Source organism: Streptomyces europaeiscabiei, from assembly GCF_001550375.1.
Taxonomy (GTDB): Bacteria; Actinomycetota; Actinomycetes; order Streptomycetales; family Streptomycetaceae; genus Streptomyces; species Streptomyces europaeiscabiei.
The window spans coordinates 1-12,796 of record NZ_LRTR01000439.1 but is presented as its reverse complement, the minus strand read 5'-3'; the positions used below and the strand labels follow the sequence as shown (position 1 = coordinate 12,796).

General features: G+C 71.6%; 9 protein-coding genes. 3 read left to right on the top strand and 6 right to left on the bottom strand.

Going from position 1 to position 12,796, the window contains the following annotated elements; translation table 11 throughout:
* Positions 1-78: 78 nt before the first annotated feature.
* From rapZ to AWZ10_RS21320, 6 genes are all read right to left on the bottom strand, one after another.
* A complete protein-coding gene (gene rapZ / locus AWZ10_RS21345) occupies positions 79-1,149 on the bottom strand; it encodes an RNase adapter RapZ (protein WP_079104421.1) in 1,071 nt (356 codons plus the stop codon).
* The gene (uvrC, locus tag AWZ10_RS21340; protein WP_060891828.1) at positions 1,146-3,248 is read right to left on the bottom strand and encodes an excinuclease ABC subunit UvrC; all 2,103 of its coding nucleotides are present in this window, start codon (positions 3,246-3,248) and stop codon (positions 1,146-1,148) included. Before uvrC ends, rapZ begins: the two co-directional genes overlap by 4 nt.
* Before the next feature lie 102 nt (positions 3,249-3,350).
* Positions 3,351-4,022 (bottom strand): response regulator transcription factor, encoded by a 672-nt coding sequence (locus tag AWZ10_RS21335; protein WP_046705420.1) that lies wholly within the window; start codon positions 4,020-4,022, stop codon positions 3,351-3,353.
* Between the two features lie 307 nt (positions 4,023-4,329).
* On the bottom strand, positions 4,330-7,008 hold the full coding sequence (locus AWZ10_RS21330; protein WP_079104422.1) for a nitrate- and nitrite sensing domain-containing protein: 2,679 nt from the start codon (positions 7,006-7,008) through the stop codon (positions 4,330-4,332).
* A gap of 135 nt (positions 7,009-7,143) precedes the next feature.
* Positions 7,144-8,547, bottom strand: a complete 1,404-nt coding sequence (locus tag AWZ10_RS21325; RefSeq protein ID WP_078935386.1) for an ABC transporter substrate-binding protein — start codon at positions 8,545-8,547, stop codon at positions 7,144-7,146.
* On the bottom strand, positions 8,544-9,938 hold the full coding sequence (locus AWZ10_RS21320; protein ID WP_046705418.1) for an ABC transporter substrate-binding protein: 1,395 nt from the start codon (positions 9,936-9,938) through the stop codon (positions 8,544-8,546). The genes AWZ10_RS21325 and AWZ10_RS21320 overlap by 4 nt, the downstream gene beginning before the upstream one ends.
* 204 nt (positions 9,939-10,142) lie before the next feature.
* Here AWZ10_RS21320 and AWZ10_RS21315 point away from each other — a divergent pair, with 204 nt between their 5' ends.
* From AWZ10_RS21315 to AWZ10_RS21305, 3 genes are all read left to right on the top strand, one after another.
* Entirely contained in the window at positions 10,143-10,517 is a 375-nt protein-coding gene (locus AWZ10_RS21315) for a response regulator (RefSeq protein WP_046705417.1), read from the top strand.
* A 221-nt stretch (positions 10,518-10,738) separates the two neighbouring features.
* On the top strand, positions 10,739-11,728 hold the full coding sequence (locus tag AWZ10_RS21310; protein WP_046705416.1) for a hypothetical protein: 990 nt from the start codon (positions 10,739-10,741) through the stop codon (positions 11,726-11,728).
* A 100-nt stretch (positions 11,729-11,828) separates the two neighbouring features.
* Positions 11,829-12,740, top strand: coding sequence for a carbohydrate kinase family protein (locus AWZ10_RS21305; RefSeq protein WP_060891826.1), 912 nt, complete (start codon positions 11,829-11,831; stop codon positions 12,738-12,740).
* The last annotated feature ends 56 nt before the right edge of the window (positions 12,741-12,796 follow it).

Genomic DNA, 12,796 nt, shown 5'->3' with positions numbered 1-12,796 from the left:
GGGCCTCGGCGGGCTGGCCCGCGCGACCCTCGGGGGTGACGCGGCGCAGTCTGCCCAACCGCAGAGCAGCACGTCCGGTCACTCGCGCCCCATGTCCCGGTGCACGACCACGGTCTCGACGCCCTGGGAGGCGAGGCGGGCGGCGAGCTTCTCGGAGGTGGCGACCGAGCGGTGCTTGCCGCCCGTGCAGCCGACCGCGATGGTCACGTACCGCTTGCCCTCGCGGCGGTAGCCGGCGGCGATCATCTGGAGCAGCTCGGTGTAGCGGTCGAGGAACTCCTTGGCGCCGGGCTGGTTGAAGACGTACGCGGAGACCTCCTCGTTGAGGCCGGTGTACGGGCGCAGCTCCGGGACCCAGTGCGGGTTGGGCAGGAAGCGCATGTCCACGACCAGGTCGGCGTCGACCGGGAGGCCGTACTTGAAGCCGAAGGACATGACGGTGGCCCGCAGCTCGGGCTCCTCGTCGCCGGCGAACTGGGCGTCCATCTTGGCGCGCAGCTCGTGCACGTTCAGGCTGGAGGTGTCGATGACCAGGTCGGCGTCGCCGCGCAGCTCGCGCAGCAGTTCCCGCTCGGCGGCGATGCCGTCGGTGATGCGGCCGTCGCCCTGGAGGGGGTGCGGGCGGCGGACCGACTCGAAGCGGCGCACCAGGGCGTCGTCGGAGGACTCCAGGAAGACGATGCGCCGGGTGACGTGCTTGGTCGCCAGGTCGGCGAGGGAGTCGCGGAGGTTGTCGAAGAAGCGGCGGCCGCGGACGTCGACGACGACCGCGATCCTGGCCACGTTCCCCTGGGAGCGGGCGCCGAGCTCCACCATGGTGGGGATCAGCGCGGGCGGCAGGTTGTCGACGACGAACCAGCCGAGGTCCTCCAGACACTTGGCGGCCGTCGACCGTCCGGCGCCGGACATGCCGGAGATGATGACCAGCTCGGGGATGGCCGCCTCGGGGACCCCGGCTGTTTCGATGCCCGTACTCACGTGTGCTCCGTCTTCCTGTGGCGCTGGGTGCTGCGGGGTATCGTCGCCCACCGCGCTGTGGGCTTCCCCGCGCTCCGCTGAGTGCTCGTGGTGCTGTTCTTCTGGACGCTCTGAGAGCTCCGGGAGTTCTGGCTGCTCCGGGAGGTCTCGGCGCTCGTCGTGCTCGGTCATGTCTCCTGCCCTCGCCGCCGGTCCGGGGCGCCCGCGGCCACGGGCTCCCCAGAGGGGTCCGCCGTCGTACCGGGCTCCTCTTCCTCCATGATCTCTCCAGTGGCCGTGTTCACGGCGGGAGCGGCCGGAGCCGCCTGGGCGAGGGCCGCGGCGATCGTCTCGGCCGTCTTGCGGCCTATGCCGGGAACCTCGCAGATCTGGTCGATCGTCGCCGAACGCAGTTTCTTCAGCGAGCCGAAGTGTTTCAGCAGGGCCTGCTTGCGAGCCTCCCCGAGGCCGGGCACGTCGTCCAAGGGGCTCGCCCGGAAGCGCTTGGCGCGTTTGGCTCGCTGGTAGGTGATGGCGAAGCGGTGGGCCTCGTCGCGGACGCGCTGGAGCAGGTAGAGGCCCTCGCTGCTGCGGGGCAGGACCACCGGGTCTTCGTCGCCCGGCACCCAGACCTCCTCCAGGCGCTTGGCGAGGCCGCACACGGCGATGTCGTCGATGCCCATCTCGTCGAGCGCCCGCCGCGCGGCGGCCACCTGCGGCTGCCCGCCGTCGACGACGACGAGCTGAGGCGGGTAGGCGAACCGCTTGGGACGGCCGTCGTCGTCCTTGAGACCGTCTGCGGGGCCGCCGAGGCCGTCACCGGAGTCGCCGAGGCCGTCGCCGGAGTCGCCGGAGGCGGCGGAGTCGTCCTCCACCCACTCGCCGGTCCGCTCCTTCTCCGCGAGGTAACGCTTGAAGCGCCGGCTGATCACCTCGTGCATGGAACGGACGTCGTCCTGTCCCTCGAACCCCTTGATCTGGAAGCGGCGGTACTCGCTCTTGCGGGCCAGCCCGTCCTCGAAGACGACCATGGAGGCCACGACGTCGTCGCCCTGGAGGTGGGAGATGTCGTAGCACTCGATCCGCAGGGGGGCGCTGTCCAGGTCGAGGGCCTCGGCGATCTCCTCCAGCGCGCGGGAGCGGGTCGTGAGGTCGGAGGCGCGCTTGGTCTTGTGCAGGACGAGCGACTGCTGGGCGTTGCGCGCGACGGTCTCCATGAGCGACTTCTTGTCGCCGCGCTGCGGGATGCGCAGGGAGACATTGGCCCCGCGGCGCTCGGTGAGCCACTCCTGGACGGGCCCGACGGGGTCGGGCAGCGCCGGGACGAGGACCTCCTTGGGCACGGAGTCGCCGGTCTCCTCGCCGTACAGCTGCTGGAGCGCGTGTTCGACGAGGTCACCGGTGGTGACGGCCTCGACCTTGTCGGTGACCCAGCCGCGCTGGCCGCGCACACGTCCGCCGCGTACGTGGAAGATCTGGACGGCCGCCTCCAGCTCGTCCTCGGCGAGGGCGATCAGGTCGGCGTCGGTCGCGTCGGCGAGCACGACCGCGTTCTTCTCCATGGCCTTCTTCAGGGCCTCGATGTCGTCCCGCAGGCGGGCGGCCCGCTCGTACTCCATCTCCTCGGCCGCGTCCGTCATCCGCTTCTCCAGACGACGGATGTACGTGCCCGTGCGCCCCGCCATGAAGTCGCTGAACTCGTCGGCCAGTTCGCGGTGGTCCTCGGCGGAGATCCGCTCGACGCAGGGGGCCGAGCACTTCCCGATGTAGCCGAGCAGACAGGGCCGGCCGGTACGGGCCGCGTTCTTGAAGACCCCGGCCGAGCAGGTGCGCACGGGAAAGACGCGCAGCAGCAGGTCGACCGTGTCCCGGATCGCCCACGCGTGCGCGTACGGCCCGAAATACCGGACGCCCTTCTTCTTGTGACCCCGCATCACCTGCACGCGCGGGTACTGCTCGTTCATCGTGACCGCGAGGTACGGATAGCTCTTGTCGTCGCGGTACTTGACGTTGAACCGGGGGTCGAACTCCTTGATCCAGGAGTACTCCAGCTGCAGCGCCTCGACCTCCGTGGACACCACGGTCCACTCCACGGAGGCGGCCGTGGTGACCATCGTGCGGGTGCGCGGGTGGAGGCCGGTCAGGTCCTGGAAGTAGTTGGCCAGGCGCTGACGCAGGCTCTTCGCCTTCCCGACGTAGATCACCCGGCGGTGCTCGTCGCGGAACTTGTACACCCCGGGAGAGTCCGGAATCTGCCCCGGACTGGGGCGGTAGCTGGAGGGATCGGCCATGCTCCACACCCTACTGGCGCCCGCTGACATCACGGGGCGCCTGTGGACAAGGGCAGCCGGCACACGACCCCCACCCGCCGGACGGCGTCCACGGCCGTGCCCTCAGCGCGTCTCCAGGAACGTCAGCACGGCCAGGACCCGACGGTGGTCATCCGGCTCCTCGGGCAACCGCAGCTTCCCCAGGATGCTCCGCACATGCTTCTCGACCGTCCCCTCGGTGACCCACAGCCGACGGCCGATCCCCGCATTGGAGCGCCCCTCGGCCATCAGGCCGAGAACCTCCCGCTCCCGATTGCTGAGCATCGACAGCGGATCGTCACGACGCTGCGCGGCCACCAGCTCCTGCACCAGCGACGGATCGATCACCGAACCACCCCGGCGGATGCGGTCGAGGGTCTCCAGGAACTCGTCCACGACGGTGATCCGGCTCTTGAGCAGATAGCCGATGCTGCGCCCCCCGGCCAGCAGCTCCAAGGCGTCCTCGACCTCGACGAACGCCGAGAGGACCAGGATGCCCACCGCCGGATACCGCTCCCGGATGGCGCCGGCGGCCTTCAACCCCTCCGTGGACTGGGTCGGCGGCATCCGGATGTCGACGATCGCGATGTCCGGAAGTTCCGTCTCGACGAGGTCCATGAGCCCGCCGGCGTCGCCCGCCTGCCCCACGACCTCGTAGCCGACGCGCTCGCAGAGGCTCGCCAGCCCCTCCCGCAGGAGCACGTCGTCGTCCGCGAGCACCACCCGCCCGCGCAGCGGATGCTGATCGGCATCCATGGTCTCGGTCTCCCCCTTGCCCGACCTGTCCTGTTCGTCCCGACAGCCTGCCTGAACACGGTCTTACGGCTAGCCGGAAGCCTAGTTGGGGGCGGGCCGTGAAGACACCTGAACGTTTGCCCGCCATGCTCGCAGAAGTGCAGCCGCGGGTGGACCGGCGCCTCTGACGAGAGACGGCGAGACATTCGCCTGCCCAGGAGCCGGACGGCCGTCTCCGCCGTCCGATTCGACCGCCCGAAACGTACGCCCGTACCGAGTCCCGGACTCCCCCCTTTGAACGGGCCTCGCCCGCGTACGCTTCGGGCGGTCATGCACGCGGCAGGACGGCCGCTTCGGGTGGTGTCAGCGGCAGGCGCACACTCAGCGTCGTACCGCTCCCGGGCGGGCTGGCCACCGTCAACCGGCCGCCGATGGCCTCCACCCGGTCGATGAGCCCGATCAGTCCCGACCCCTTGTCGGGTTCCGCTCCCCCGACACCGTCGTCACGGATGACCAGCTCCAGCACGCCCGAGCGCTCCTCCGCCGCCACGGTCACCACGCTCGCGCGCGCGTGCTTGACGGCGTTGGTGAGGCTCTCGGAGGTGACGTAGTACGCGGCCACCTCGACCTGTTCCGGGAAGCGGGCACCGGTGAAGGTGAGGTCGAGTTCCACGGGGACGCCGGAGCGGCGGGCCAGGGCGCGCAGGGCGGGCCCCAGGCCGCCCCGGGAGAGGACGGACGGGTGGATGCCCCGGGCCACCTGGAGCAGGTCCTGGAAGGTGTCGTCGAGGCCCCTGGCCAGGTGGTCCAGCTGGCGGGCGAGTTCCGAGGAACGGTCCTCCACCAGGGTCTCCGTCATCCGCAGCTCAAGTTGCAGGGAGACCAGGCGTTGCTGGACGCCGTCGTGCAGGTCGCGTTCGATGCGGCGCCGGGAGGCGTCCCCGGCGGCGACCACGCGCGCGCGTGAGGCGGTCAGCTGGGCGCGGCTGTCGGCGTTGGCGATCGCGGTGGCGATCAGTTCGGTGAAGTCGGCGAGGCGGGACTCGGTGCCCTCGGGCAGCGGATCGAGGGGCGAGACCGCCACGACGACTCCCCACAGCCGGCCCTCGACGACGATGGGGGCGCCCACGGAGGTGCCGGACCGGGCGGCGCTCCGGGTGCGGGCCACCTCGTCGACGGTCCTCCGGGCCGCCTCACGGCGTGTCATACGGGCGGCCTCGGCGACCGCGCCCACGCGCGCGTGTGCGATCCCCAGGGCCTTGACGCTGTTGTCGGGCTCGTAGCGCAGTACGGCCGCTGCCGTACCCAACAAGGACGCCACCTCCTCGGCCACCTTCCCGAACACGTCGGACGGCGGCACGCCGCGCGCGACCGCGGTGGCGACCCGGCGCAGCGCGGTCTGTTCGAGCGAGGCCCGGCGGCTGTCGGTGACATCGCGGGCGGCGGCGTAGATGAGGCCCTCCTCGTGCACCGACCGGGCGCTCCACTGCAGCCAGCGCTCGGCACCGTCGGCGCGGATGTACCGGTTCACGAACTCGGCGACCTCGGCGCCGCCCGCCAGCAGCGCGATGGCTTCGCGGGTGTCGTCCCGGTCCTCCATGTGGACGAAGTCCAGGAGCGGCCGGGAGGTCAGTGTCTCGACCGGATAGCCCAGGGTGCGTTCGAAGGCCGGGTTGACGCGTTTGAAGTAGCCGTCGACGCCGCTGATGCAGAGCAGGTCCAGGGAGAGGTTGAAGATGCCTTCCAGTTCCTGTTCGGCCCGTCGGCGCCGGCCGTGGGCCGCGGCGAAGGACGCCATGGTGCCGTTCATGCCGCCCAGCAGCTGGGCCCAGGTGCCGGCGAAGGAGTCGACGTCGGCCCGGTGTCCGAGCCGGCCCGCGTCGATCGCCGTGTTCATGGCCCGGATCTCGCCGGCCAACCGTTCGCTGGTGACCCGCAGTTCACGGAACGTGTCGGCGACCTCGCCGAGTTCGTCGCGTCCGGCGTAGCGGATGTCGTACGAGAGGTCGCCGTCCGACAGCGCGCGAGCGCCCTCGGAGACCTGTCCGAGAGGGCGGGTGATCGAACGGCGCAGGGCCAGCGCGAGGACGGTGACGAGGGCCAGGACGGCGAGGCAGACACCCAGTTCGGTGAAGGCCTGGGTCCGTGTGGCGCGCAGATCGCGGTGGGCGGTGTCGTCGAGTTCACGGGCGGCCCGGTCCTGGATGCCGCGCAGGGCGTCGACGTAGTGCTCGGAGTCCCTGAGCCAGTCGTCGTACGAGGGCCGGTCGGCGGGCCGGGGGTCGGTGTCGGCGAGCAGGTCACGGACCCTGCGGACCTCGCGTCCGGGGACCTGGAAGATCGCGGTGTGCAGTTCGGCCTTCAGCTCGTCCGAGGCGGTCAGCTGGAACCTTCTGAGCTGGGACTTCTCCAGTTCGGTCCAGCGGCCCGCGGCGGCGGTGGTGTGCCCGTCGCCGGGTGTGTGGAAGAGGATGGCGAGTTCCGCCCGTTCGCTCTCGGTGGCGGCGACGGCCCGCAGCATCGCCATGTGGGCGTCGGCCGCGCGGCCCGAGGCCCTGGTCGGGCGCCCGGATTCGAGGACGGCGACCATGTCGAGCACCTTGTTCTCTATCGCCTCGTACCGCCGGGTCACGGCCTGCGCGTCCAGCGAGCCGGTGCCCGTCTGGACGCGCAGTGCGTGCAGTTGACGGCGTACGGCGTCGAGGACCCCGGCGACGTCGGGCTCCGGCTGCCGGTCGACGGCCTCCCCGAAGGCCCGCCGCAGCGCGCGGTCGGTGATCCGCTGGGCCTCCGAGCGGCCGCGCAGGGTGTCCGGTCCGGCGCTCAGCCGGGCCTCGACCGCGGCGATCCGCTCGCGTGCGACGGCGCCCGCGACCTCGCTGGTCGCGAACGACACCTCGATCGCGGTGTCGAAGTCGCTCAGGGTCCGCGCCTCCTCCCACTGGGTCATGGCGGCGAACGCGGTGAAGGACAGCAGGACCGTGACCGGCAGCAGGACGAGCAGCATCAGCTTGGGACCGACACGCAGCCGCGCCAGGAAGGGGACGGTGTCCACGGTCGCGGCGCCGCGGCGGACCCGCGCCACGGCGGGGCGCGGGGCGGGGACTCGTCCGCGGGACGGTGGGCGGAGCACGGCCGGGCCTCACGGTCCGGTCGGGGGGTAGTGGCCGTGGTCCGCCAGGTCCTTGTCGACGGCACGCACCGCCTCGTCGAGGGCGGGCTGCACGGCCTCTCCCCGCATGATCTTCGTGAAGGCCCGGGAGAAGGCCTCGGTGATCGCCGGGTAGGCGGGGGTCTGCGGCCGGGGGCGGGCGGTCCCGTTGCGCAGCTGTTCTATGTAGAGGCGCCCCGGGCCGCCCTCGGCGAACGCGTCGGTGCGTTCGACCGCGGTGCCGGTCGCGGGTATCCCGCCGTTGACGTCGGTCATCCGCAGGATTTCTTCGGGGCGCAGCAGGAAGGCCAGGAAGCGCCACACGGCGTCGCCGTCGGCCGTCCCCGCAGGCACGCCCCACTGCCAGGAACCCATGCCGGTGGCACTGCCCGTGCCGAAGTCGGGCAGCGGCACGATCGCCACGTCGCCCGGGTGGGCCTCCGTGTAACGCCGGTACCACCAGTGGCCTGTCCAGGACACCGGGCTTCTGCCTTTCTGGAAGGCACCGGAGTCCTTGTTCGCGTCCACGTATCCCGCCTTCGCCCAGCCCTGCAGCGTCGTCAGCGCCTCGACCGACCGCGGCCCGTTGAGCACTCCGTCGGCCGTTCGATAGGTGGAGCGTTCGATCAGGTCGCCGCCCGCCGACCACAGGGCCGGTGCGAACCCGTACGTTCCCCATTCGGCGCCGGCCCACGGCATCTGGAGGTCCAGCGGCCTCTCGTGGCCCAGGGTGCGCAGCTTCTCCAGGATGCCGGTGAACTCGTCGGCGGTCCAGGCGTCGCCGACACCCTTCGGGATGCGCACACCCGCTTTCCTGAGCACCGACGGCCGCACGTACAGGCCGAGTCCGGAGTCGAACGTGCCGAGGCCCCACAGCCTGCCCCGGTAGGTGCCCTGTTCGAGGACGGAGGGGAGCAGGTCCGCGCGCAGGGACTTTGGGACGCATGAGTCGATCGGCCTCAGGTCGCCGGCCCAGGCGTGGCTGAACAGCTTCGGGGCGTCGAAGTCGAGCAGGTCGGGCAGTTCGCCGTCGGCGGCCGCCGTGCGGACCAGGTCGTCGTAGTCGCCCTTCGGAGGGCGGACGAGTCGGACCGTCACGTCGTCCTGGGCGGTGTTGAAGGCCCGTACCTGGGCCTGCACGGCCTCCAGTTCACCGCGCGCCGCCGGCTCGTGGAACCACATCGTGATCTGGGCGGGGGCGTCGATCCGCCCGTCACAGGTCGCGTCGGAACCCCGCCGGGTGTCCTCGTCGCCGTCCCCGCCCGCGTCGCAGCCGCCGAGCAGCAGGGCCATGCAGAGCAGAAGCGCCGACCGGGCACGGCGGTGTGTCGGCGTCGTACTGAGCCGGCCGGGCACTCCACGAGTGCTTCCCCGGGGCCCGGCGGCTCGGGTCATGGTCCGCCCTTCGGGTAGCCGTCGTGGGCGGCGAGATCCTGGTCGATGGCCTCGACGGCGTCGTCCAGCGTCTTCCCGGCGGGCGCCCCGGAGAAGACGATGTCGGCGACCGCGTGCGAGAAGGCGACGGTGACCGCCGGGTACGCCGGTGTCTGCGGCCTGGGCCGGGCGGCACCGCTCCTCAACTGCTCGATGAACAGCCGCTCCGCGCCGTCCTCGTCGAACAGCGGGGACAGCCTGACGGCCCCCTCGGTCGCCGGGATCGCGCCGTTGGCCTCGCTCATCCTGGCCACCTGCGCCGGCTGCAGCAGGTACTCCAGGAAACGCCACACGGCGTCGCCGTCGGTGCCCCCGGAGGGGATGCCCCACTGCCAGGAACCCATGCCGGTGACGGTACCCGTGCCGAAGTCGGGCAGCGGCACGATCGCCACGTCACCGGGGTGGGCCTCGCTGAACTCGCCGTACTTCCAGTGCCCCATCCAGGAGATGGGGCTGCGGCCCTTCACGAACGCGCTCTTGTCCTTCTCCTCGTCCCTGTCGACATATCCCTCCTCCACCCAGCTCTGCATGGTGGTGAGGGCCCCGACGGTCTGCGGACTGTTGAGGAACCCGTCGGCCGTGCGGAACTCCTCGGGGTCGATGAGGTCGCCGCCCGCCGACCACACGGCCGGCGCGAAGGCGTAGGTGTTCCACTCGTCGGCGGCCTTCGAGTCGGTGAAGTTCAGGTCGAGCGGCGCCTCGTAGCCCTCCGCCCGGAGCTTGCGCAGGATCTCCGTCAGCTCGTCGGCGGTCCAGGCGTCGTCGACGCCCTTCGGCATCCGGACCCCGGCCTCCCTGAGCACCGACGGCCGTACGTACAGGCCGAGTCCGGAGTCGAACGTGGCGACGCCCCACAACCGGTCGTCGTACGTGCCCTGTTCACGGATGGAGGGGAGCAGGTCCTTCCGGGTCTTGGCGGGTACGCAGGAGTCGATCGGCTTGAGGGTGCCGGACCAGGCGTAGCTGTAGAGGTTCGGGCCGTCGAAGTCGAGCAGGTCGGGCAGGTCGCCGCTGGCCGCCGCGGACAGGACGAGGTCGGTGTACGGGCGCTGCTCGGGCAGGGTGACCAGTTCGACCCGCACCTGCCGCTGGGACCTGTTGAACTCCTTGACCTGGCTCTTCAGCGTGCTCTGCTCACCGCTCTGCCCCGCGTGGGACCACATCGTGATGTGGGCGGTGCCCTCGATCCTGCCGTCGCAGGTCGTGTCGCCCGCCGCCTTGTCCTCCTCGTCCGCCCGGCGGTCCACCTCAGGGCCACCGCATCCGGCCAGGAGCAGCACGGCGGCCGCCGCACCCGACAACAGGGCACGGCGCACAGGACGTTCTCCGAGGTCCCGGCGCTGCGTGTTCATGGCTCACCCCCACTCGACCGGACGGCACGGCCCCCACGGCGGCGACATGCTACTCCTCGTGTCGCGTTCGATTCCCAGGGTGAGAGGGAACCCGTTGATCCGGCACGGGACGCCAGCACATTCCGGCTGACGGGAAAACGGTGGCACCGGCCTTTTCCCGCTAGCCGCAATGTGCGCCCATGACCACCTTGGGAGGCTGTGCGCATGTCCATGCGCTGTCTCATCGTCGATGACAGTGCCCGGTTCCTGGAGGCTGCCCGTACGCTGCTGGAGCGCGACGGGATCCGCGTCGTCGGCGTGGCCTTCACGGGCGCGGAGGCGCTGGCACGGGCCGCGGAACTGGCCCCGGATCTCGTCCTTCTGGACATCGACCTCGACGGCGAGAGCGGCCTGGAGCTCGCGCCGAGGCTCGCGCGCACCGCCGCGTCCGTCATCATCCTCACCTCCACGCACCCGCTGGACGACATCCGAGAACTCGTCGCCGCCAGTCCCGCCCGGGGATTTCTGCACAAGTCGAAGCTCTCGGGACAGGCGCTGCGGGACCTGCTGAGGCCTGATCACGGGCCTGCGGCGCATTGAGGATCTTGCCGATGGTGTCCGGCCATCTCACGCTTCAGGTGTTGTCGGGACTTGGTCAACACGCTTCAATGCGGGGAAGTCGGGGCAAGGAACGCCGTCGTACGGATGTGAAGACGGACGGCCGTCCAGGCCCCCTGGCGCCCCGAGCGTCCACCGGGCGCCCCCTCGGCCCGTGCGGTCCGACCACCCGTCGCGCTCTCCTCTACAGAAAGGCCCCCTGCATGCGGCACGCCACAGAGCACGCGGACCTCGCGGCGGTCACGGACGTCGCCACGGACGTCGCCACGGACGTCGCCACGGCGGAGCTGGAGTCGGTCCTGCGGGGCGGCCCCTTCCACGTCGCGCTGCGCGCCGCGATCGCCGCCCGCGGCCTGCCACTGCAACGCGTGCAGCACCATCTGTCGCGCTACGGGGTCAAGGTCGGTGTCACCAGCCTCAGTTACTGGCAACAGGGAGCCCGGCGCCCGCAGCGTCCCGAGTCGCTGCGGGCCGTGCGAGCCCTGGAGGAGATCCTCCAGCTCCCGGACGAGTCGCTGATCCGGCTGCTCGCCCGGGCCGACGAGCACCCCGGCCCGGAGCGCCCCGCCGGCCGCTCGTACCGCTCCGTCGTGGAGGCCTCCGGCGTGCTGGAACGGCTCCGCGCCGAACTGGACGTGCCGCTCGACGGCGGTGTCCACACCGTCGGCCACCACGAGCGGGTCCGCGTCGGCCCGTACCGGGAGCTGCTGGGCCGCGAGTCCCAGCACATCGTGCGCGCCCACAGGGACGGCGTGGACCGCTATGTGGCCGTCCATCACGGCGACCCGGGCTGCGCGCCTCAGCGGATGGCCGTCCGCGCCCTGGAGAACTGCCGCTCCGGGCGGGTGCGCTGGGACCAGGAGACCGGCATCCTCGTCGCCGAACTCCTCTTCGACACCCGGCTGCGCAGCGGCGACACGTTCCTCTTCCGCTACGGCTTCGACGACGGCACGGCCGGTGTCTGCACCGAGTACGTCCGCGGCTTCCGCTCCACGGGGGGCCAGTACGCCCTCCAGGTCCGCTTCGACGAACGGGCTCTGCCCCTGCGCTGCCACCGCTTCAGCCAGCACTCCGCCGCGGCCCCCCGCAGCGGCCGGCAGACCCTCCCCCTGAGCGGCCTCCACCGCTCGGTCCACCTCGTCGAACCACGGGTACGGCCGGGAATCGTGGGGATCGGCTGGGACTGGGAGTGACCGGCCTGGAGGTACGGGGCAGGCGCTGAGGCGGCCGGCGGTCGCGGTGCCCCCCTTTGCGATACTTTCCGGCCGAGAGCCCCGAGAAAGGACCCTCTTCGTGATCGTCGTCGCCGGTGAAGCCCTGATCGACCTGGTCCCGCAGGGTGCGGACGCACTCGTGGATCTGCGGCCGGCACGCGGCGGCGGCCCCTACAACACGGCCGTGGCGCTCGGCCGTCTCGGCTCCCCCACCGCCTTCTGTTCGCGGGTGTCGTACGACGCCTACGGCGAGGCCCTGCTCAGCGGCCTGCGTGACGCGGACGTGGACGTGGCGTCCGTGCAGCGCGGCCCCGAGCCGACGACCCTCGCGCTTGCCTCGATCGGCGAGGGCGGCTCCGCCCGGTACTCCTTCTACGTCGAGGGCAGCGCCGACCGCCTGTTCGAAGCCCCGGCCCGCCTCCCCGTCGGCACCCGGGCCGTCTCCTTCGGCACCTGCTCACTCGTCCTGGAACCCGGCGCCGGCGCGTACGAGAAGTTGCTGCACGCCACCGCCGCCCAGGGTGTGTTCACCGCCCTCGACCCCAACATCCGGTCGGGGCTGATCCCGGACGCGGACGCCTACCGGGCCCGCTTCAAGAGCTGGCTGCCGTCGGTGTCGTTGCTCAAGCTCTCCGAGGAGGACGCGGAGTGGCTGGGTGGCACTCCACGCCTGTGGCTCGGCTCCGGCCCCTGCGCCGTCGTCGTCACCCGCGGCGGCGACGGCCTGACCGTCCACACCCGCGCCGGCGCGGAGCACTCCGTTCCGGGCGAGAAGATCGACGTCGTCGACACGATCGGTGCCGGTGACACGGTCAACGCGGCCCTTCTCCACGGCCTGTCGACCCGGGCCGCCCTCTCGAACACGGCCCTCGCGGCCCTGGGCGCCGATGACTGGACCCGCTTGCTCCGCTTCGCCGCCCGCGCGGCGGCGATCACCTGCTCCAGGGCGGGCGCGGAGCCGCCCTACGCGTCAGAGGTGGGCAAACCCTAGGCGCGCGCACGCACGCGGCGGCGTCCTGACCAGGCCGGTCGGCGGAGCCGCTCGGC

Coding starts and splice junctions, on each gene's coding strand:
- rapZ (WP_079104421.1), bottom strand. CDS start 1,149: ATGACCGAGCACGACGAGCGCCGAGACCTCCCGGAGCAGCCAGAACTC.
- uvrC (WP_060891828.1), bottom strand. CDS start 3,248: ATGGCCGATCCCTCCAGCTACCGCCCCAGTCCGGGGCAGATTCCGGAC.
- AWZ10_RS21335 (WP_046705420.1), bottom strand. CDS start 4,022: ATGGATGCCGATCAGCATCCGCTGCGCGGGCGGGTGGTGCTCGCGGAC.
- AWZ10_RS21330 (WP_079104422.1), bottom strand. CDS start 7,008: ATGCTGCTCGTCCTGCTGCCGGTCACGGTCCTGCTGTCCTTCACCGCG.
- AWZ10_RS21325 (WP_078935386.1), bottom strand. CDS start 8,547: ATGACCCGAGCCGCCGGGCCCCGGGGAAGCACTCGTGGAGTGCCCGGC.
- AWZ10_RS21320 (WP_046705418.1), bottom strand. CDS start 9,938: ATGAACACGCAGCGCCGGGACCTCGGAGAACGTCCTGTGCGCCGTGCC.
- AWZ10_RS21315 (WP_046705417.1), top strand. CDS start 10,143: ATGTCCATGCGCTGTCTCATCGTCGATGACAGTGCCCGGTTCCTGGAG.
- AWZ10_RS21310 (WP_046705416.1), top strand. CDS start 10,739: ATGCGGCACGCCACAGAGCACGCGGACCTCGCGGCGGTCACGGACGTC.